General features: G+C 47.9%; 20 protein-coding genes. 9 read left to right on the top strand and 11 right to left on the bottom strand.

Annotated elements, in window-relative coordinates:
• Positions 1 to 16 precede the first annotated feature (16 nt).
• Positions 17 to 199, bottom strand: coding sequence for a proline-rich small protein YnaL (gene ynaL / locus OGW17_RS08545; RefSeq protein WP_072025335.1), 183 nt, complete (start codon positions 197 to 199; stop codon positions 17 to 19).
• Positions 200 to 474: 275 nt separating this feature from the next.
• A complete protein-coding gene (gene zntB, locus OGW17_RS08540) occupies positions 475 to 1,458 on the bottom strand; it encodes a zinc transporter ZntB (RefSeq protein ID WP_049011948.1) in 984 nt (327 codons plus the stop codon).
• A gap of 537 nt (positions 1,459 to 1,995) precedes the next feature.
• Between zntB and OGW17_RS08535 the strand changes: the two genes are divergently transcribed.
• A complete protein-coding gene (locus OGW17_RS08535; RefSeq protein WP_012132290.1) occupies positions 1,996 to 3,228 on the top strand; it encodes a sensor domain-containing diguanylate cyclase in 1,233 nt (410 codons plus the stop codon).
• 40 nt (positions 3,229 to 3,268) lie between these two features.
• Here the strand turns inward: OGW17_RS08535 and smrA are convergent, their stop codons facing one another.
• The gene (smrA, locus tag OGW17_RS08530; protein ID WP_012132289.1) at positions 3,269 to 3,832 is read right to left on the bottom strand and encodes a DNA endonuclease SmrA; all 564 of its coding nucleotides are present in this window, start codon (positions 3,830 to 3,832) and stop codon (positions 3,269 to 3,271) included.
• A 521-nt stretch (positions 3,833 to 4,353) separates the two neighbouring features.
• Here smrA and ogt point away from each other — a divergent pair.
• The 5 genes from ogt (at position 4,354) to uspE (ending at position 8,458) form a co-directional block, all read left to right on the top strand.
• On the top strand, positions 4,354 to 4,869 hold the full coding sequence (ogt, locus tag OGW17_RS08525) for a methylated-DNA--[protein]-cysteine S-methyltransferase (protein ID WP_012132287.1): 516 nt from the start codon (positions 4,354 to 4,356) through the stop codon (positions 4,867 to 4,869).
• A 194-nt stretch (positions 4,870 to 5,063) separates the two neighbouring features.
• Positions 5,064 to 5,816 (top strand): fumarate/nitrate reduction transcriptional regulator Fnr, encoded by a 753-nt coding sequence (gene fnr / locus OGW17_RS08520; RefSeq protein ID WP_003020397.1) that lies wholly within the window; start codon positions 5,064 to 5,066, stop codon positions 5,814 to 5,816.
• Between the two features lie 325 nt (positions 5,817 to 6,141).
• A complete protein-coding gene (locus tag OGW17_RS08515) occupies positions 6,142 to 6,846 on the top strand; it encodes a class I SAM-dependent methyltransferase (protein WP_225622033.1) in 705 nt (234 codons plus the stop codon).
• A 198-nt stretch (positions 6,847 to 7,044) separates the two neighbouring features.
• Positions 7,045 to 7,248, top strand: a complete 204-nt coding sequence (gene ydfZ / locus OGW17_RS08510; protein ID WP_024130312.1) for a putative selenium delivery protein YdfZ — start codon at positions 7,045 to 7,047, stop codon at positions 7,246 to 7,248.
• Between the two features lie 259 nt (positions 7,249 to 7,507).
• A complete protein-coding gene (gene uspE, locus OGW17_RS08505; protein ID WP_012132283.1) occupies positions 7,508 to 8,458 on the top strand; it encodes a universal stress protein UspE in 951 nt (316 codons plus the stop codon).
• A gap of 56 nt (positions 8,459 to 8,514) precedes the next feature.
• Here uspE and OGW17_RS08500 read toward each other — a convergent pair whose 3' ends face one another.
• Complete coding sequence (locus tag OGW17_RS08500; RefSeq protein WP_012132282.1) at positions 8,515 to 8,775, bottom strand: DUF2534 family protein; 261 nt, start codon at positions 8,773 to 8,775, stop codon at positions 8,515 to 8,517.
• A gap of 236 nt (positions 8,776 to 9,011) precedes the next feature.
• Between OGW17_RS08500 and OGW17_RS08495 the strand changes: the two genes are divergently transcribed.
• On the top strand, positions 9,012 to 10,043 hold the full coding sequence (locus OGW17_RS08495; RefSeq protein ID WP_012132281.1) for a mechanosensitive ion channel family protein: 1,032 nt from the start codon (positions 9,012 to 9,014) through the stop codon (positions 10,041 to 10,043).
• A 42-nt stretch (positions 10,044 to 10,085) separates the two neighbouring features.
• Here the strand turns inward: OGW17_RS08495 and OGW17_RS08490 are convergent, their stop codons facing one another.
• Complete coding sequence (locus OGW17_RS08490) at positions 10,086 to 11,705, bottom strand: peptide ABC transporter substrate-binding protein (protein ID WP_012132280.1); 1,620 nt, start codon at positions 11,703 to 11,705, stop codon at positions 10,086 to 10,088.
• A 228-nt stretch (positions 11,706 to 11,933) separates the two neighbouring features.
• Between OGW17_RS08490 and mpaA the strand changes: the two genes are divergently transcribed.
• Complete coding sequence (mpaA, locus tag OGW17_RS08485) at positions 11,934 to 12,662, top strand: murein tripeptide amidase MpaA (RefSeq protein ID WP_012132279.1); 729 nt, start codon at positions 11,934 to 11,936, stop codon at positions 12,660 to 12,662.
• On the opposite strand, the gene ycjG is transcribed toward mpaA, so the two are convergent.
• Positions 12,637 to 13,602, bottom strand: a complete 966-nt coding sequence (gene ycjG, locus OGW17_RS08480) for an L-Ala-D/L-Glu epimerase (protein WP_012132278.1) — start codon at positions 13,600 to 13,602, stop codon at positions 12,637 to 12,639. The two genes, mpaA and ycjG, sit on opposite strands and share 26 nt — an antisense overlap.
• A 135-nt stretch (positions 13,603 to 13,737) precedes the next feature.
• Between ycjG and tpx the strand changes: the two genes are divergently transcribed.
• A complete protein-coding gene (tpx, locus tag OGW17_RS08475; protein WP_012132276.1) occupies positions 13,738 to 14,244 on the top strand; it encodes a thiol peroxidase in 507 nt (168 codons plus the stop codon).
• Positions 14,245 to 14,295: 51 nt separating this feature from the next.
• On the opposite strand, the gene OGW17_RS08470 is transcribed toward tpx, so the two are convergent.
• The 5 genes from OGW17_RS08470 to tyrR form a co-directional block, all read right to left on the bottom strand.
• Entirely contained in the window at positions 14,296 to 15,171 is an 876-nt protein-coding gene (locus OGW17_RS08470) for an AraC family transcriptional regulator (protein WP_012132275.1), read from the bottom strand.
• A 98-nt stretch (positions 15,172 to 15,269) separates the two neighbouring features.
• On the bottom strand, positions 15,270 to 15,986 hold the full coding sequence (locus OGW17_RS08465) for an oligogalacturonate-specific porin KdgM family protein (protein ID WP_225622030.1): 717 nt from the start codon (positions 15,984 to 15,986) through the stop codon (positions 15,270 to 15,272).
• A gap of 68 nt (positions 15,987 to 16,054) precedes the next feature.
• Positions 16,055 to 17,782: a hypothetical protein gene (locus tag OGW17_RS08460; protein ID WP_071258369.1), complete on the bottom strand. Its 1,728-nt coding sequence runs from the start codon at positions 17,780 to 17,782 to the stop codon at positions 16,055 to 16,057.
• Entirely contained in the window at positions 17,775 to 19,034 is a 1,260-nt protein-coding gene (locus OGW17_RS08455; RefSeq protein ID WP_071258370.1) for an oligosaccharide MFS transporter, read from the bottom strand. Before OGW17_RS08455 ends, OGW17_RS08460 begins: the two co-directional genes overlap by 8 nt.
• 208 nt (positions 19,035 to 19,242) lie before the next feature.
• Positions 19,243 to 20,784, bottom strand: coding sequence for a transcriptional regulator TyrR (gene tyrR, locus OGW17_RS08450; RefSeq protein ID WP_071258372.1), 1,542 nt, complete (start codon positions 20,782 to 20,784; stop codon positions 19,243 to 19,245).
• Between the last annotated feature and the right edge of the window lie 97 nt (positions 20,785 to 20,881).

Here is a 20,881-nt window from a genome sequence, read left to right as displayed (position 1 = left end):
GGTAAAAGACACACAGTCAGCAGGCGCGTATCCTCGCAGATCTCCGCTCTTGATGCGACAATTTAATCGGTTCTTCATCCGGCGGCGGATCTGGCATAGGTTGTGGGCGCGGGATAGGATCGGGAATCGGCACCGGATCGGTTGGTACGGAATCCGACTGGCGTGTTTGCATTTGCAATAACGTGAACAGGCTGGTCATATTACCCTCCGGTCATACAGATTGACTCTTTTAGGGTAGACGCTGATATCCCGCAGGCAAAAAAAAGCCGACTAATCTAAGTCGGCGTCGTACGAATCAATTGTGCTATGCAGTAATTCAAAAAAGGAAGTAAGACAATATGGAGCGCAACGCCCATCGCTTGACGTTGCATTCACCTGCGAGAGAGATATTGCCCCGAATGGGTAGATTGTTTATTGACTTCGCTCAAATTATGCGGCGTTTTTCTGCTCAAAGGACGATGAAAAGCGTTGTTGTTACAACCATTTACTACGATGCAACCATAAGGTAACACCACCAATCAGGACAACTAACAGAATACAGAACATAGAAAATCCAAAATGCCATGCGCCGCCCGGAATTCCCCCGAGATTCACGCCGAACAATCCGGTTAAAAATGTGCTGGGCAGAAAGACCATCGCCATCAGCGACATCGTATAGGTTCTGCGCGCTAAGGACTCCTGCATGACTTGCGCGATTTCATCGGCCATCACGCCCGTGCGCGCAATACACGCGTCGATCTCATCCAGCCCCCTTCCCAGACGATCCGCGATATCCTGCATTCGACGACGCTGATCATCATTCATCCAGGCCAGACGCTCGCTTGCCAGTCGCGCATAAACATCACGCTGAGGCGCCATGTATCGACGCATCACAATCAGTTGCTTACGCAGTAACGCCAGGAATCCACGCGGCGGGATCTGCTGATCGAGCAGATTGTCTTCCAGGTCGATAATTTTATCGTGTAATTGCTCGATAAATTCGCTGGCGTGATCCGTCAGGGCGTCACACACGTCGACCAGCCAGCCGCCGCAATCGGACGGGCCAGTCCCTTCCTGCAAGTCGCTAACCACCTCATCAAGCGCCAGAACTTTTCGCTGTCGCGTTGAGACGATAAAACGTTCATCCATATATACACGCATCGCCACTAGCTGATCAGGGCGTTCATCGGTACTGCCGTTGATGCAGCGTAAGGTGATCAGCGTGCCATCCCCCATCCGACTGACGCGTGGGCGAGAACTCTCGCCAGCCAGCGCATCGCGTACAGAATTCGGTAACAAAGGCGTCGACGCCAGCCACTGCGCGCTGTCAGGGTGGGTGTAATTGAGATGCAACCAGCAGGGATGCTGGCTGTCGATAATATCGTCATTTTCAAGCGGTTTAATGCCGCCGCGACCATCCAGTAGCCAGGCAAAAACGGCATCCGGCACATTGACTTCCGATCCCTTGATGGCTTCCACAACGCCTCCACATTCATTCAACGCTTTTTCGTTAGTCTAGCCTTCGGCGTATGTTAAGCAATACCTCATTATCCCATTGCGCTGAAATGATTCAGAAAAGTACGATATGGCAGGAAAGGCGCCGGCATCACCGGCGCAAATGTGTTGTACGAGACAATATGGGGTGTTCAACGGATGATAATTTACTTAATCGAAATTTATGAATTTTAGTCTGTAGATCGATAACCTTGCGTTGCATCATCAGCTTTAATATGTCGTACGGGAAAGGGTTAACCTCTTTCAGAATGATTAGCCTGAGTAATGTTTATATAAGTCGCCATCAACCTTTCTTCCTTTTTACTCGTTCACACTTATATCGACCATTGAAAAAAAACTTATCATTCGTGGATTTGTCCTGGTTCCCTGCTAGATTTATCTGCACGTCTATTGTTGTCTCCCGATTTGTGAAAAAACGCTCCATATCACTGTAAGCTGTTAATAAAAAAGCCATTCACCAATAAACCGGCAACACAGCATGTGAAGATAACGGGATTATCGATGATTGCTCACGAACTCAATGCTCTGGATTTATTAAGTTTTCCTGTCTGGATTGTTTTACCACACACAGAAGAGTTAGTTTTCGCTAATACCGCCGCACGCGAACTGACACAGGAACAGACTTTCAGCCGTCTCAGAAAGGGGATATTTTCAACTTATGCGCAAAATGAACTGCGCATGTACGTTGCTGATTTACACCACCATCACGATATTGTTGAAATTCTGACGGTCTGTCGTGATGGTAAAGAAATCGCCTTAACCTGCCGCCTCTCGGTTAAAACCCTGTCGACGCAGGGAGACGTTATTATTTTTGAAGGCATAGAGACACCTACGGCGCAAGGTCTCAAGGCCAGTCGTTCGGCAAACTATCAGCGTAAAAAACAAGGGTTTTACGCCCGTTTTTTCCTGACGAACTCCGCGCCGATGCTGTTGATAGACCCTTCGCGGGACGGTCTGATCGTCGATGCCAATCTGGCCGCACTCAATTTCTATGGCTACAGCCATGAAGCGATGTGCCAGAAGCATACATGGGAAATCAACGTATTAGGTCGCCAGATCTTACCCGTTATGCATGAGATTGCCCGTCTGCCCGGCGGTCATAAGCCCTTAAACTTCGTCCATAAACTCTCTGACGGCACCACCCGGCACGTACAAACCTATGCGGGCCCCCTTGAGATATACGGCGATAAGCTCATGTTATGCATCATTCATGACATTACCGAGCAAAAACGGCTGGAGCAGGAGCTGGAACGCGCTGCCCTGCATGATGCGCTGACTGGCTTACTGAACCGCAGGCAATTTTATCTTCTTACTGAGCAAAACCATACGCCCCATCTGTCGATGACAATGGATTACAGCCTGCTGCTAATCGATACCGATCGCTTCAAAAGCATTAACGATTTGTACGGTCATTTGAAAGGCGATGAAGTGCTGTGCGCTCTGGCGCGAACGCTGGAAGCCCGCGCACGTAAAGGCGACCTGGTCTTTCGCTGGGGCGGTGAAGAATTTGTCTTGCTGCTGCCGCGAACCTCGCTGGAAGTTGCACTTAATCTTGCAGAATCAATACGCGCCGCCGTGGCGAAAGTCTGTATTCCTGGCCTGCCCCGTTTTACCGTCAGCATCGGCGTCGCACGGCACGAATCGAATGAAAGTATTGATGAATTATTTAAGCGGGTGGACGATGCCCTGTACAAAGCCAAAAACGACGGCAGAAATCGGGTGCTGGCGGCGTAATAAACGTCACAGGCTGCCCGTAAGTAGCCTGTGAACACCCTTAACGGCTGCGTTTCGCGTGACGCTCCCAGTTTTCCTGCTTTGCCTGCGCCGTTTTACGCAACGCAACATAACACGCTCCGCTGCCGCCATGATGAGGCAGCGCCGTACAGTAAGCCTGAACGTCGTCAAATTCCGTCAGCCAACGCGCCACATAACTGCGCACAATATTGGCATGCGCGTTATCTTCCCGCCCTTTGCCATGAATGATCAGCACGTTGCGTAAACCATCCTGACGCGCCTGGCAGATGAAGCTAAACAGCATCTTGCGACATTCCTCAACCGGCTGACGAAGCAAATTGAGACTCGCCTGCTGGCTGTATTTTCCCGAACGCAGTTTGTCGAGCACGCCCTGCTGCAACCCTTCCCGGCGAAATTCCAGCGGTTCGCCCAAAGGAAGAATATCCAGAAACCCGGTGGTAAGAAAATTATCGAGCTGGAGCGTATCGATACGCTGCGGCGCCCGTGAATTGCGTGTGGGCTGCCAGTGTACATCAGCGCAACGTTTCAACGGTTGGACATCCTCCATGGCGTCAAGAAACAGCGTTTTGTCGTCAAGGTTCATGATTCCTCCTCCAGCGCGTTAAGACAGGCACTATCATAACCGCGCGCTATTATACCGACAACGGTTTACAGTTATTTCCAATAAACGACACTGGCTCAATTATCTGGCTATGCGCATCTCACTATTTCATCCCCGGTAAAGCCACGTTTTATCCTGCGTTAACCGACAATTTCAGCGGGGCTTTTGTAAAATCAATTATGCCCTGAAAGTGGAATATCTCTTTTATAGCCGTTATAACTTTATTACCCGCTGAGGGAAAACCAGGCCGGGAAAAGGTTAAGGAAGCACTGCTGTGTAGATTTTAGGGGCTGGCGGATGTCGACAGTCCCTGTTTTTTATTCTCCTGCCGTGCTTCATTTTTTCAGCATCTTTATTTGTTCGCTTTTTCAACAAACAATGACGCTAAACGTATTATGCCCGCTTATCTTTTTAGGGGTATGGTTGCGGATATTGGTCGCATGGTATCTTGTTGAACTGCTGATAAGTCCGGGAATTATCCCGCCTGCAATGAGAGATAACGGATGCTGAGATTACTTGAAGACAATATAGCGACCCCGCTGGGGCCGTTATGGGTGATTTGCGATGAGCAATTCCGCCTGCGCGCCGTCGAATGGGAGCAACACAGCGACCGTATGGAACAGCTACTGGACATACATTATCGTTCAGAGGGATACGAGCGCATCGCCGCCAAAAATCCGGGTGGCCTGAGCGATAAGCTCACCGCGTATTTTGAGGGAAATCTCAGCATCATTGATACGCTGGAGACCGCCACTGGGGGAACGCCTTTTCAGCGGGAAGTGTGGCAGGCGCTGCGCACCATCCCCTGCGGTCAGGTTATGCATTATGGTCAACTTGCCGAAAAATTAGGCCGTCCGGGAGCCGCTCGCGCCGTAGGCGCCGCTAACGGATCTAACCCGGTCAGTATCGTTGTACCCTGCCATCGCGTAATCGGGCGCAACGGGACAATGACGGGATATGCTGGCGGCGTGCAAAGAAAAGAGTGGTTATTACGCCATGAAGGGTATCTGCTGCTGTAGAAACCAGGCATTTTGTGCCTTACCCGTCACACTTTGATGCAAAGTAACCACTTATAAAGCATGGATTTTCAAAGGGATATAAATATTTCTCCTGCTTATGCCTGAATTATCCTCTATTGGGGGTAGCTCAGGCTTACGTGCTCACCAAAAAGATGTTAAAATTGACAAATATCAATTACGGCTTGAGCAGACCTATGATCCCGGAAAAGCGAATTATACGGCGCATTCAGTCTGGCGGTTGTGCTATCCATTGCCAGGATTGCAGTATCAGCCAGCTTTGCATCCCGTTCACACTTAACGAACATGAGCTTGATCAGCTTGATAATATCATCGAGCGTAAAAAGCCTATTCAGAAAGGGCAAACGCTGTTTAAAGCAGGTGATGAACTGAAATCGCTCTATGCTATCCGCTCCGGTACGATTAAAAGCTACACCATTACCGAGCAGGGCGACGAGCAAATCACTGGTTTTCATTTAGCAGGCGACCTGGTCGGCTTTGACGCGATTGGCAGCGGGCACCACCCGAGCTTTGCCCAGGCGCTGGAAACCTCAATGGTATGTGAAATCCCGTTTGAGACTCTGGACGATCTCTCCGGTAAGATGCCTAACCTACGTCAACAGATGATGCGTCTGATGAGCGGCGAGATCAAAGGCGATCAGGATATGATCCTGTTGCTGTCGAAGAAAAATGCGGAAGAACGTCTGGCTGCCTTTATCTACAATCTGTCCCGTCGTTTTGCCCAGCGCGGTTTCTCTCCGCGTGAATTCCGCCTGACGATGACCCGTGGCGATATCGGTAACTACCTTGGCTTAACGGTCGAAACGATCAGCCGTCTGCTGGGTCGTTTCCAGAAAAGCGGCATGCTGGCGGTGAAAGGTAAATACATCACCATCGAAAACAGCGATGCGCTCGCAGTGCTTGCTGGTCATACTCGCAACGTTGCTTAATCTTTCCGCAAGTAAGTCAGTTATCCTTCTGTTAAATCATTAAATTTTCCTGATTTATTGGTTTGACAGAAGGAATCACACCACGTCAATAAGCTAAAGAAATCTCAAATACGTAGCCATTACTCCAGTTGGACACCACTGGCATGGTTTACGCCCCGCCTGGCCGTTTTCGGATTAACCACATTGATTCATCATGCCGGAAAAGTACAATCCGCAGCGGCTGGCAACCGTTCTATATTCGCACTATCGAACGATCGCCAGCTGGCCGCAGTTGCGTTCTTGCATACGACGCAACTGCGGCAACTCTAACCCCTTGTCATTTATAATGATTATTGATTTAATTCCCCCCGAAAACTATAAACAGGTGGAATTAATGAATAGAAACACAGATAACGGATCTAAAGTTTACACCCCCCTCACACTAAAACTTTATGACTGGTGGGTCTTAAGGGTATCAAATCGGCTTGCATGGGGGTGCCCCACTAAGGAATACCTTCTTCCACACTTCCTCCGACATTTAGGGAAAAAACATCTGGATATTGGTGTAGGAACCGGATATTACCTCACTCACGCTCCTGAAAGCCGTTTAATATCGCTAATGGATTTGAACGAAGCAAGCTTGAGCACAGCATCAACAAGGGCTGGAGAAACGAAAATTCAGAGCAAAATTACCCATGATGTTTTCGAGCCTTACCCAAAAACCTTGCATAATCAATTTGACTCCATCTCCATGTTTTACCTTCTTCACTGCCTGCCTGGAGATATGTCTGCAAAAGGATGTGTAATACAGAATGCCGCGCAGGCTTTAACCGACAATGGCACTCTTTACGGCGCTACCATTCTTGGTGATGGCGTTAAGCACAATATTTTCGGTCAAAAACTGATGCGCATTTACAACCGGAAAGGCATTTTCTCAAATACCGGAGATTCAGAGGCGGGCTTAACGCAAATACTGTCCGAGTACTTCGAGGATGTTAAAACTACGGTTAAAGGTACTGTAGTTATGTTTTCAGCTTCAGGAAAAAAATAACAGTCAGCCGCACCAGGGTCCTGCATCGTGCGTAAACCCCGTCGTCAGCGGTTTAGTGAGTATAGAAAAAGTGTGACCTTGATCAAAAACAAAAAAAGATTATGGCAAAGGTGTATTTATATTACGTTCGCTTCTGGACTGCGGCCCGGATTGTTAAGCGGATTTTTTGATACCCAGATATTAAGAGGAGAAATAACCATGATCACTTATGATCGTAACCATAATCCTATTACTAATGGCAGTCGGGTTATGATTAATGGGACGGGCAGAACGGGTAAAATCGTTGCCATACATTCTAACGGGTTAACTCCAGCCCAGTTACGCCGCAACAAAACCGTCGAAGTGGAAGGCTGTGAAGGCCAGTTCGAACCCGTTGAACTGATCCGTCTTGGTTCCCACTAACGATAAGAATGCCGCTATGGCGGCATTCATGAATCAAACAGATTTAATTACAGACTCTACTAAGCCGCTATTTACCCCAGGTATGCCCCGGAAGTCTGATTTTACTGATAGAAATTGTTTACATTCAATACACTGCCCTATAGAACAGCAAATTTTCCTGATTTATTGATCTGGCAGAAGGTTCCCCCCTGTTTCATTCAACATATATGGGTTACTCTTTTAATTACAAACTGCGGTGACAGTTGTAAGGAGACCCTGTATGGCTATGTATCAAAATATGCTGGTGGTCATCGACCCAAACCAGGACGATCAACCCGCATTACGACGCGCTGTTTATTTGCATCAACGGATTGGTGGCAAAATTAAAGCCTTTTTGCCGATCTATGATTTTTCCTATGAAATGACCACCCTGCTCTCGCCTGATGAGCGTACCGCGATGCGTCAGGGCGTCATCAGCCAGCGAACAGCCTGGATACGCGAACAAGCGAAATACTACATCGAAGCAGGTGTTCCCGTTGAGATAAAAGTGGTCTGGCACAACCGTCCCTTTGAAGCCATTATCCAGGAAGTGATCAGCGACGATCACGATCTGGTGCTCAAAATGGCGCACCAGCATGACCGCCTGGAAGCGGTAATCTTTACGCCGACTGACTGGCATTTGTTGCGTAAATGCCCAAGCCCGGTATGGATGGTCAAGGACCAACCGTGGCCTGAAGGCGGTAAAGCGCTGGTGGCCGTGAACCTGGCGAGCGAAGAACCTTATCACAATGCGCTGAATGAAAAGCTGGTCAAAGAAACGCTGCAACTTGCAGAACAGGTGAACCATACCGAAGTCCATCTGGTTGGCGCCTACCCCGTGACGCCCATCAATATCGCAATCGAACTGCCTGAATTTGATCCGAGCGTTTACAACGACGCGATTCGCGGTCAGCATTTGCTGGCGATGAAGGCGCTACGTCAGAAATTCAGCATTGATGAGAAAGTGACGCATGTTGAAAAAGGGTTGCCTGAAGAGGTTATCCCGGATTTAGCCGAGCATCTACAGGCGGGTATCGTTGTACTGGGTACGGTTGGTCGTACCGGGATATCTGCGGCCTTCCTGGGCAATACGGCGGAACAGGTTATCGACCATTTGCGCTGCGATCTGCTCGTCATTAAACCCGATCAGTATCAGACACCGGTCGAACTGGACGACGAAGAAGACGATTAAGCCTATTTTCGTGCCGGGTAGCGCTTATGCCTACCCGGCGAAGCCGCTCACTCACGTTACTGTTTGTCCTCACCACCGAGGAAATAGATCCCCAGCGGAATGGCCAGCAGAATAGTGAAAACCAGACTGTAGACGCAAATCATTGATGACTGGATGAAATACATCGAGGTTGTCCACTCGGACAACGGAATATCATACTGTTCGATCACGCCGCCGATAGTCGCCCGCGTAACCACTGATGCCGCAATAATAAACACCGCCAGCAGGCCCAACAGAAATTTCTTCCCCTTTGCTGTCTTCAGCTTTGTCATGATCATGGTATCGTCCTTTTGCAGATGAAAGCCCTGTTACTTGCGCGTAACAATACCATGACAATCCCCCGTTGTCTGCCACACAAGTCGTGACATAATATTCACATCGCGCGTCCCTGTCTGAAAATGCGCTACGTCTTATTCTTTTTGATCAATGACCAGCGCATTCGAAGCGGATAAAATATCTGCACCTCAGAATCTTTTAGCGTTATATCAACCATACGGGGTAGTGACAGACCAAAATGATTGCAGAATTTTTTTTCAAAAACGCGTTTAATCTGGCAATAATTTTTGGCAGTGGCGCCGCCTTACTTCTGATGAGTATTGTGTTTCGTCGTGGCGAGAAAAGAAGAAAAGGATTTATATTTCATGCCGTGCAGTTCTTCGTTTATGCCCTTATCATCGGCACGCTGGGCAGTATCGCCAATAATGTTATTGAAAACTACGATCTGAAATTCATCTCTCCAAATGCCGTCGATTTTATCTGCACATCTCTGATTGCGCTGATTCTGACAATAAAACTGTTTTTACTCATCAACCGCTTTGAAAAATCACAGATCGGTAAAGGCAGAGACGTCACCAGTGCGAAGATCCTGTCTCGCATTATAAAGATCACTATTATTATCGCCATCGTTTTACTCTATGGCGAACACTTCGGCATGAGTCTGTCCGGGTTGCTGACTTTTGGCGGCATTGGCGGCATCGCTGTTGGGATGGCGGGCAAGGACATTCTGAGCAACTTTTTCTCGGGGATTATGCTCTATTTTGATCGCCCCTTTAGCATTGGCGACTGGGTTCGTTCCCCGGACAGAAATATTGAAGGTACCGTGACTGAAATCGGCTGGCGAATGACCAAAATTAACACCTTCGACCACCGCCCTTTATATGTGCCGAATTCTATTTTCTCCGCCATTAGCGTGGAGAATCCCGGCAGGATGACCAACCGACGTATTAAAACGGTGATCGGGTTACGGTATCAGGATGCCAGTAAAACAGGCGTTATTGTTGATGCGGTCAGAACGATGCTGCAAAACCACCCTGATATCGATCAGCACCAGACACTGCTGGTCTATTTCAATGAATTCGGCGAATCATCGCTGAATATCATGGTCTATTGCTTTAGCAAAACCACCGAATGGGAAGCCTGGCTTGCGGTTCAGCAGGATGTTTACCTGAAGATTATCGACATTGTTCAGGCGAACGGCGCAGATTTTGCGTTCCCAAGCCAGACGCTTTATCTGGATAACGCCGCGTCACCGCAATCCGCAAATTAAAAAAGACGCGGTATTCCGCGTCTTTTCGCTCACTGCCGCATATTATTTGTCGTGCTTCACAATATACATTGTCCGGCTATACGCCACGTCTTCCGGGTTATTAATGGGATAACCTTTCAGCCACGGTTTGATCAAACGTCCGTTGGTATACTGGTAAATCGGCGCAATCGGCGCCTGTTCCATCAGGATTTTCTCTGCCGCATTATAGTCCGCATTGCGCGCCTTCGCCGTATTTTCTACTGTCGCCTGCGTCATGATTTTATCGTAGGCCGGGTTATTGAAGCGCGAGATATTGCCCGTATGGGTCGAGGTTAACAATGACAGGAAAGTAGACGGTTCATTGTAGTCCCCCACCCAGGAGGCGCGGATAACATCAAAATTACCGGTGTTGCGGCTGTCGATATAGGTTTTCCATTCCTGGTTTTGCAGCTTCACCTCTACGCCCAGATTCTTTTTCCACATCGAGGCGACCGCAATCGCGATTTTCTGATGATTTTCAGACGTGTTATATAACAGCGTCAATTTGAGCGGTTTCTGCGGGCCATAGCCAGCCGCAAGCAATAACGTTTTCGCCTGAGCATTGAGTTCTTCCTGGCTCATTTGTTCAAATGGCGAAGGATCGGGAGTAAAGCCTGCCGTCACGTCCGGGGTGAAACGCCAGGCCGGTTTCTCCCCGGTTCCTAACACTTTTTCCGCCATGATGCGGCGATCAATCGTCATGCTCAGCGCCAGACGAACGCGGGAATCCGCCGTCGGGCCTTTTTGGGTGTTAAACGCATAATAATAGGTGCCCAACTGCGGCGGTGTGTAAACCTGCCCCGGTATATCCTTCAGCAACTTCTGATACAGATTTTTCGGGAAAGATTCGGTGATATCGATATCGCCAGCCAGATAACGTTTAGTCGCTGACGACTCCTGATTAATCGGCAGGAAAGTCACTTTTTGCAGCACCGTCTTCGCATTGTCCCAGTAGTGGGTATTGGGCACCACCACCAGTTTTTCGTTGACCACGCGATCATTCAACACATAGGCGCCATTGCCGATCAGGTTTCCGGGCTTCGTCCAGTCTTTACCGCTTTCTACATTGGCTTTCTGTACCGGGTAAAAAGCAAAGTTGGCAGTCAGGTTAACAAACCACGGCAGCGGTTTATCCAGCTGTATTTTTAGCGTGCGGGCGTCCACGGCGCTAACCCCAAGCGTATCCGGCGACGCTTTACCATCAATAATCGCCTGGGCGTTATTAATGCCAGCAAGGGCGGCAAACCAGGCAAACGGTGACAGGGTTTTCGGATCAACCAGACGTTGCCAGCTGTAGACAAAATCCTGCGCGGTCACCGGAGTGCCATCCGACCACTTTGCGTTATTGCGCAGGGTAAACGTCCAGATCCGGTTATCATTGGTCTTCCAGCGCGTAGCGACGCCAGGAATGATTTCCCCTTTCTCGTTCTGATTCACCAGACCTTCAAACAAATCGCGAATGACCTGAATCTCCGGCAACCCAACCGCTTTTGCCGGATCTAACGACGCCGGTTCATCTTTAATATGGCGGACCAGTTCTTGCTTCTCTGCCAGTACCGTTCCGCCGGGAACATCCGCAGCGTGTGTCAGGGAGACGCTGCTAATCAACAGCGCACAACAGGTAACTGAAACAGAGTGCTTCATAAGATGCCCTTAAATGATGAAGTTAGATGACTGCGTAATTATTTGTTTCGCATGAAGGAAATGCAAACGTCTTCCTACAGAAAGTTGATATTAACCCGATATACGCATCCGCTTCCAGGAAGCCAGATGGAGGATATTGCATAGCGCGCGCAACGCGTGAAAACGATTTGATTATCTGGGCAATTTGCACAACACTGCGAGTAATAACAACAGCATTCAGAGACACTTATGACCGTTACCCGTCCTCGTGCCGAGCGCGGCGCATTTCCGCCAGGAACCGAACATTATGGGCGTTCATTGCTGGGAGCGCCGTTGATCTGGTTTCCGGCTCCGGCGGCCGATCGCGAAAGCGGCCTGATTCTGGCCGGAACGCACGGCGATGAGAACGCGTCGGTGGTGACGCTCTCGTGTGCGCTGCGTACGCTGAATCCTTCACTCCGCCGTCATCATGTGGTGCTGGCGGTGAACCCGGACGGTTGCCAGCTTGGTCTGCGCGCCAATGCCAATGGCGTCGATTTGAACCGTAATTTTCCGGCGGCGAACTGGAAAGCGGGTGAGACGGTTTATCGCTGGAACAGCAGCGCCGAGGAGCGCGATGTGGTGCTGCTTACCGGCGAACATCCGGGATCTGAACCCGAAACCCAGGCGCTGTGTCAACTGATACACCGGGTGCATCCTGCCTGGGTGGTCTCCTTTCACGATCCTCTTGCCTGTATTGAAGATCCCAGACATAGCGAGTTAGGCGAATGGCTGGCCCGGGCATTTGAGCTGCCGCTGGTCTCCAGCGTAGGTTACGAAACGCCCGGTTCGTTTGGAAGCTGGTGCGCCGACCTCAATCTGCACTGTATTACCGCAGAGTTCCCGCCGATCTCATCCGATGAGGCCAGCGAAAAGTATCTGATGGCGATGTCTACTCTGCTGCGCTGGCACCCTAAAGATGAAGTTGCCCGGTCGTAAACCGTAAAGCGGGCTCGACATCCACCGCCAGCCAGGTGGGGCCATCGAGGTCAGCAAAACGCACCTGTGGGGCCAGCGGCAACGCTGCGCTAATGGCCCTGGAGGTACACAGCATGCATCCCAGCATCAGCCCAAAACCCTGTTCTCTGGCTTCGGCGGCCAGCGCCAGCGCTTCCGTCAGACCACCGGTTTTATCCAGTTTGATATTGACCATATCGTAGCGCCCCTGTAACGCCTTCAGGCTACTGCGGGTATGGCAACTTTCATCCGCGCAAATAGGGAGCGGATGAACAAAATTTTCCAGCGCGGCGTCATCCTGCGCAGGTAACGGTTGTTCCAGCATCGCGACGCCTAAATCCGCCAGCAGCTGGCATCGCGCCGCCAGCCCCTCTGTACGCCAGGACTCGTTTGCATCCACAATTAGCGTCGCATCAGGCACGACTGAGCGAATCGCGACCATTCGTTCGCTGATCAGGCGATCGTCCAGCTTAATTTTGAGCAGTTTCGCCCCTTTTTCCCACAGTGCCGCCGCGCTGGCCGCCATCTGTTCAGGCGTACCGATCACGACAGTCTGTGCTGTTGTCAGCGTAGCGGGCAATTCAACGGCCACAAACTCCGCCAGCGTTTGCTGCTGCTGGCGAGCGCTCAGATCCCACAGCGCGCAATCGACCGCATTTCTGGCCGCACCGGCGGGCAGCAATTTTTGTAGTGCTTCGCGGGTCAGCCCCTGTTCCAGTTGCGGCGCGATACTCATGATCTGCGCCAGCACCGAGGCATCGCTTTCGCCATAACGTGGATAAGGCGTACATTCCCCTACGCCTTTTACGCCCTCTTCCTCCAGTTCCACGACCACAACATGCGCTTCGGTACGACTTCCCCGGGCAATCACAAAGGGCGTGTGCAGCGGCCAGGCCTCCTCATACACCTTAACAGATCTCATTGGTTCTCCTTTTCTCGCCGTTTTTCTCGTTGCAGATGCGTGGCGGTGGATTAAACACAAATAGCGTTTGCCGTGTTAACTGCTGATGGCATAAACTAGCCACGACGTTAACTATATGTAAACAGGAAGATAACCATGTCACAAACCGTTCATTTCCAGGGCAATCCAGTCGCCGTCGCCAACACCATTCCTCAAGCTGGTAGCAAAGCACAGGCTTTTACCCTCGTGGCAAAAGATCTGTCTGACGTCACACTGGCTCAGTTTGCAGGCAAGCGCAAGGTGCTGAATATTTTCCCAAGTATTGATACCGGCGTTTGTGCGGCATCGGTACGTAAGTTTAACCAACTGGCGACAGAAATCGACAACACCGTCGTACTGTGCGTTTCTGCGGATCTGCCGTTCGCCCAGTCTCGTTTCTGCGGCGCGGAAGGTCTGAGCAACGTCATTACCCTTTCCACTCTGCGTAATCCTGACTTCCTGAAAGACTACGGCGTTGAAATCACTGAAGGCCCGCTGAAAGGTCTGGCGGCGCGTGCCGTGGTGGTCATTGATGAAAACGACAACGTCATTTTCAGCCAGCTGGTGAACGAAATCACCAACGAACCTGACTATGCTGCTGCGCTGGACGTGCTGAAAGCGTAATGATTCATTCTTGTCCAGCTCAATTATGAGCTGGACAAGTTACCGTTGTCATTATCTCCTTAAACTGTAGGATCTGCGGTACTGAAGCGGTGTTTTTCCCATCAATCGTCTGAAGCTGGTTATGAACCAGGCATATTCTGCAAATCCCGATTCTAAACCCACCTCTCTGACCGTAAGAGAAGTATGCACCAGCAATTCGCATGCATGGCGAATCCTTCGCATAACCACATATTCCTGAATGGTTCCTCCGGTCTCCTTGCGAAAACGCCTGGAAGCATGCCCTTCCGAACAACCAGATACCGTAGCCAATATCTCCAGTGAACAATTCTCCTTAAAATGATCCTCAATCCAGCGGATAATTGATGCAGAGAATGTATTTATCCCCGAAAGCGAAGCCTGTTGCTGATCATGTTCAGGCAAAAGACCGATAAGTTGCAGAAGTAAAAAAGCACTATCATTAATTGTTAGTACATTTTTTGAACTCAGCTGTTCAAAACGAAAGAATAGCGCTTCAATAAAGTTTTGTATTTCTGAAACATCAAAGATCCTCACCTCTTCACCATAACTGCTAAGTTGGCGAAATTGTATCTGCTGACGCGGAAAATCACGAAAAAATGGCAGCAACATTGCGCTACTGAAATGTAAGGTTGTACGATGATATTGATTGTGTAAATCATGCTCCACATAAATTTTATGAACGCGGCCTGGCGGAAAAACAAATAACCGACCAGGCTTAACGGTGTACTGCTTATGTTCCACAACGGCGATCCCTACACCTTGCGTTACAAACAGAATTTCCGCACATTCATGGAAGTGATAATAATCGGCAGATATAGTTTTCATCCTGTTAAAAGCGATCGCCGACTCACCAATTTCAAGCACTTCCAATAGTGTCGCTAATTTTCCAGAACCGCACTGACTATTCATATAATTCCTGTTTTAAAAATTAAACTTTAGCCATTTCGGTGAAAATTTATCGTATTATTTAAATAAAATCCTTCACTTTTGCAATTTCTTGCTTTTATTTATAAATTAAAGGTAACCCCCACACGAATACGCGAGTCAGGTTTACCCTTCTCGCCTTTATAGTTACTTTGCTCGTCAAGATAATCATATTCGAAATAAGGGCTAAAATATTCATTCCACCGATACTTTATAGTGAATGCATTTTCTGTCGCCCAACGTTTCCCGTTATTATATTCCAGATCTGGATCTTGATGCATATATGCCGTTCCCTGCCACATAAAATTCCAGTCCTGGTTTATTTTATAACCGAGAAACAAATCTATACGGTGCTCATTGTCGTGAATAGTATCACCAGTATTATCGACGACATCATAATTATGATGATCAAGACGATAGCGGATACCACTTGAAAAGCGTTCAGATATTTTGTAATTCAGTCGAATATAAGGACGTAACTGCGTACCACTATTACTCCAATGAATAACACCACCAGGTACCAGAGCGAAACGGTCATTAATATGCCAGGTATAGTTAGTCTCCATCTCATTATAAGAGGAAGTCATATCATCTAATGAAGGTGAACCATTATTGCTATCGGTTTCCATACTGGCCCACCAACCACTGCTCCAGCTATTGCTGACTTTAAATCGGGACTCATAACTGTGGTTTTCTATATTATACCCACCACGCACATCAAACTGAACTGCATGTACAAAAGGCGTAAAAGATAAAAAAATAACCGCACCTGTGAACAGGAATTTTTTTGACATAGACATAAAAAGCACTCCGGCTAATAATCTAATATAGATAATTATCATCCACGATATTATTGTGGTGTTAATTTTTAGCAATAACGTATTTGCCAACTGACAGTCACATTTTTAGCACCAGAAACATTTCTCCTTCCTGTAATCTGTTGTCCTAATGCGCCATAAGGGCTACACAATGCTGTTCTTTCCACACAATAGTCTTCAAATCCATTTAATTCGAGAGATTGAATACCATTACTTTCATAATCTATATGTAAACTATCTGCCGAATGTATCATACGCATTTTTTCTGGAAAGACGGCACATTGTAGTTCGAGATACATCTCGCTATGTTTTAAAAAAGAAAATGTATCCACTCTGGTCAAAGTCGAGGATTCAATAAAATAACGGGTACGACACTGACAAGAGTAATCCTTTTTCGGTTCTGATAGCAGAACCCCATTTTCCATTACTACGTTAAGTGCGGAATAATTAATCTCAATTTCCCAACCATTCTTCGTCTTCTGGTAACCACAGTCACCAAACCACACTAATGGTCGCAGTATACAGCCACGAGAGTCCACTAATCCAGGCACCCAAAGCGGCGCATGTCCCTGAGCTACGCCAGTAATCAGTCCGGTAGAAAAGGGAACCGGGAAATAGGGAGATGTGGCAAAATAATGTTTATCACCGTTAATTAATGGTAAAACAAATAACCGCTTGCCGTCATACCAATGGAATAGACCTCTGGTATATTTGTCATTGCAAAATGGCGTAAATTTAAGCGTTTGTTCTGGTAACATTAAAGGCGTTGCATCAAAGGAGGCATCAGCCCAGGCTCGCTGCACACAAAGATGCTGACAAGACAAACTGATATTTTCACCAACCAGTCTATGCTCAGCCCGATACGCGTCTGTTTGTCTCCCATAAAACCACAGATTCACACTCTGTTCATTTGAGTCATACCAAAAGTTTAAAAAACGTTCGCTACAGGCAAGCGTAAATCTGCTAGCCGCCGCGCATTCTTGTCGATCCAACAAACCAAGTCGCATACTGATAGTCAGAATTTCATTAAATGCACTATCACCATACGCGCCAATTGATCTTCCCCACAGGAACCCGACACCCTCATCATTCAACATTGCCAGTATCAGTGTCGACACTTGTCGCAATGCGTCTTTGAGACAGTCGCATATCTCTAACCCAGTATCAATATGCCGTTGGCAAATTTCCGCAATCAGCAATATGCTATAACGGTCAAAGCGCCCTTTTCCCTCAGTTTCATCCACACATCCATGTTGCGAATGGGTACGATAATGTTCGACAAGTTGCTGGAGGATTTTTTGTGATGCAAATTGCGTCTCCCAACCAAGTAAAAAGCGCAATCGGGCGATGCTAAATGCGACACCATAATAATTAGTTGGAAAAGGTGGGTTTAATTTCCACGATTCCTCATCCACCAGTTCTTGCCAGCGAAGTTTTTCAGTAAGCCTTTGCAATTGCTGATCGCTAAAAATAGTATTCAGCAACCCCAAACAGTGCAGTTTCCACAGCGCCTGCAAGAAGTAATATTTCCCCCAGTTTTCACTGGGTGCTTTAACCAGCTCATGCCATACTCCAGACCACTGGTCAGCGCGTGCCGGGAAACGCTCAATCAGAAAACTCAGGGCCAAAGCAAACTTACCGCTAGCGTAGGGATCATCATCCAGCGTCAGTACAACACCAAAACTTTGCTCTTTGTTAATCGTTCTGTTCACGACACTATCCAGCACGTCGTATAATTTATCAATGATATTTTCTCTAAGCATATTACGCTCAAGCATGCGCATTCTCCGCAATGACTGGTTCTGTTCGTTTGTTATTTTGAAGAAGAAATGCGGATATAATAGTGAAAAACAATACTGTACATCCCATCATAAAATATGTATGTGAAAAACCTAATCGCTCATACAAGTAACCACTCAACGGCGACAAGATAACTGTTCCGATATAGTTAACGCTTTGATAGCCTAATAAATACATTGAACCATTTACTTTTTTATCAAAGTTAATTTCCAGATATTTGAAAATTGAAACCAGCAGGAATGACATTTCTATCCCCCACGACAATTTGATAATTCCAATTGTTATTGCACTTGTAACCAAACCAGAACCAATAAATCTAGCGGCCACAACAAAGCCTGTAATCAGCAAGCCGGTTTTTGGCCCCAGACGGTTGACAATGCCAGGTGCAATCATCATGAACAGAAACTCTACTCCCAGACTGGCAGCACCAAGATAACCAAACATTTGATGCCCGATTTCTTTACTGGCATAAAATGTGATAAAGAAACGTGGATATTGTTGTTCTGCGACAAAAATAATCCACACAACACCACAAACATATAAAACAAACGTCCAGAAATTGCGTGTGCTAAATAATGCTATAATATCGTATATTGTCGCTTTATCTTTAGCAATGATGCGATTTTTTACCTCTTCATTGACTTCGATCTTCATCGTAAAAACAATAATAAGAATTATCAGCGCACCTGCGGAACTTAACCCAAAATTGATCATTGGGTTAATATTAAAAATATAGCCTGTACTTGCGGCAGAGAATACAGAACCAATTGCGCCCCACATGCGGATTTGACCAAACTCAAGATCAAACAAACGGCCGAAGCGATCAAGGTATGATTCTGCGGCTGCACACCCTGCGTAGTATCCCATACTTAAAAATATACCGCCCAACGCAATACCAGCATACAACGCAGACTGCAATAGTGGTTTGTATATATAAAAGAAAAAGGGGAAAACGGTTATCGAAATAAGCGAGATAAAGAATAACAGATCTTTCCTTAACCCTAGCCGATCGATAAGAAACCCATATACAGGTTTGATTAGTACCGCACAAAAGCCGTTTGCGGCAAAAACAATACCAATCGCAACACCATCAAGGCCTATCTTTTCTGATAGCCAAAAAGAATAAGTATCAAGTGTCGCTTTCCATGAGAAGAAGTAGACCAGGATAAAGAGACTGAGCGTAATATAAATTTTACGCCTGTTCTTTTCAGCACTATCACTTTTATTCATACACCCTCCTGTTTTGAGAGGGTTACATTATTCGCAAGATATGTAGCAAAATTGAATTAAGATCACAAAAAAAACATCGCACATGAAATGGTGTTTTAAAAAATAGGAAAAAAGCGTAAAAACTTAAGAATTATGATGCAAATTTATTTATTCTGATATAAAAAAACACCCAACAGCAATAACTGTCGGGTGTTCTTCTATTCATTAATTACTCTTCGCTTTTCTTCTGATTCAAACCGTATTCACGTAACTTATTGGCAATCGCGGTATGTGAGACGCCCAGGCGTTTCGCCAGTTTACGCGTGCTCGGATAATTGCGATAAAGCTGCGTCAACACGGAACGTTCAAAACGACTGGTGATATCATCCAGCGAGCCTTCCATCGCATCTTCACCAACGGCAACGGTCGTGGCGTCGTAATCCGGCAACAAGATATCCTGCGGACGTAGTTCGTACCCTTCAAGCTGCGTCAGCGCCCGGTAGATGGCGTTTTTAAGCTGGCGCACATTGCCCGGCCAGCCATAACGGGTTAATACGGTGCTGAGATCGGCAGAGAGTTTCGGACGCGGCACGCCCTGCTCATCGGCAAAACGCGCCACGAAAAGTTCAGTGAGCGGCATGATATCCTGCGGGCAATCACGCAGCGGCGGCAGATTGAGCGTCAGCACATTCAGACGGTAGTAGAGATCCTCGCGGAACAGCCCTTTTTGCACCAGTTCCACCAGATTCTTCTGCGTGGCGCAGATCACCCGGACATCAACGTGAACCTCATGATCCTCGCCAACGCGACGGAAGGTGCCGTCGTTAAGAAAACGCAGCAATTTGGTCTGCATGCGTGGCGACATCTCACCAATCTCATCCAGCAGCACCGAACCCCCGTTAGCCTGTTCAAAGAAGCCTTTTTTACCTTCCGGCGCATGACCAAACAGTTCGCTTTCAACCGCATCTTCAGGAATGGAGGCGCAGTTCAATGCCAGATACGGTTTTGCCGCACGCGGGCTTGCCAGGTGACAGGCATGGGCGAAGAGATCTTTACCGGTTCCGGTATCGCCGGTAATCAGCAGTGGCGCGCTCAGCGTAGCCAGCTTGCGAGCCTGCTCTACGACATGCTTCATTTTCGCGCTGACGGCGATAATCTGGCTAAACGCGCTCAAATCCTGAGTCGTCAAATTCTGCAACTGACGCCCCATTCGGATGGTAGAACGTAACATAACGACAGCGCCCGTGAGCATGTACTCGTCATTTTCCCCTTGCAAATGAACCGGGGTAATCTCCATCAGGAAGTTCTGCCCATTGATCACCACATGCTCGTTGTGAGAGACCTGTGGGTTGCTCTCCAGCCAACGCTGGAAGTTGAAGCCGTTGATCAACTGCGCGGCAGTGTGATTGCGCATACGCTCCTGATTTTGTGCAAAAAGCTGACAGCTCGCGGGGTTCGCCATCTCTATTTTACTTTTCATATCCAGAGAGAGGACGGGTTCCGGCAACGCTTCGAGCAGTGCGCTCAGCGCCAGATGCTCGCGTTCAGACGGCATCCACGGCACCGTACGGACATCGGTCACGCCGGAAATGCGGCGGATCTCCGCCATCAGGCTGCTGAAGTTGGTGAACTCCAGTTCAGCAAAATTAAGGTAAATTCGCCCGATGGGGTCAATCTCAATACCGCGTAAATCAATGCTACGAAGCACCAGCAAATCGAGTAACTCGCGGGTCAGACCAAGACGGTCTTCACAAAAGACTTCCAGACGCATGGGAACTTTCACCTAAAACAATGAGCTATTAGATAGATGATAAGCCAGTATTCGATTAGCAGGAAGGATTCTGTCAACAATTATTGACAGCATGACG

The sequence above is a fragment of the Citrobacter sp. CK181 genome (assembly GCF_030333595.1).
GTDB lineage: Bacteria > Pseudomonadota > Gammaproteobacteria > Enterobacterales > Enterobacteriaceae > Citrobacter_B > Citrobacter_B koseri.
This window is presented reverse-complemented; position numbering and strand designations above follow the sequence as displayed.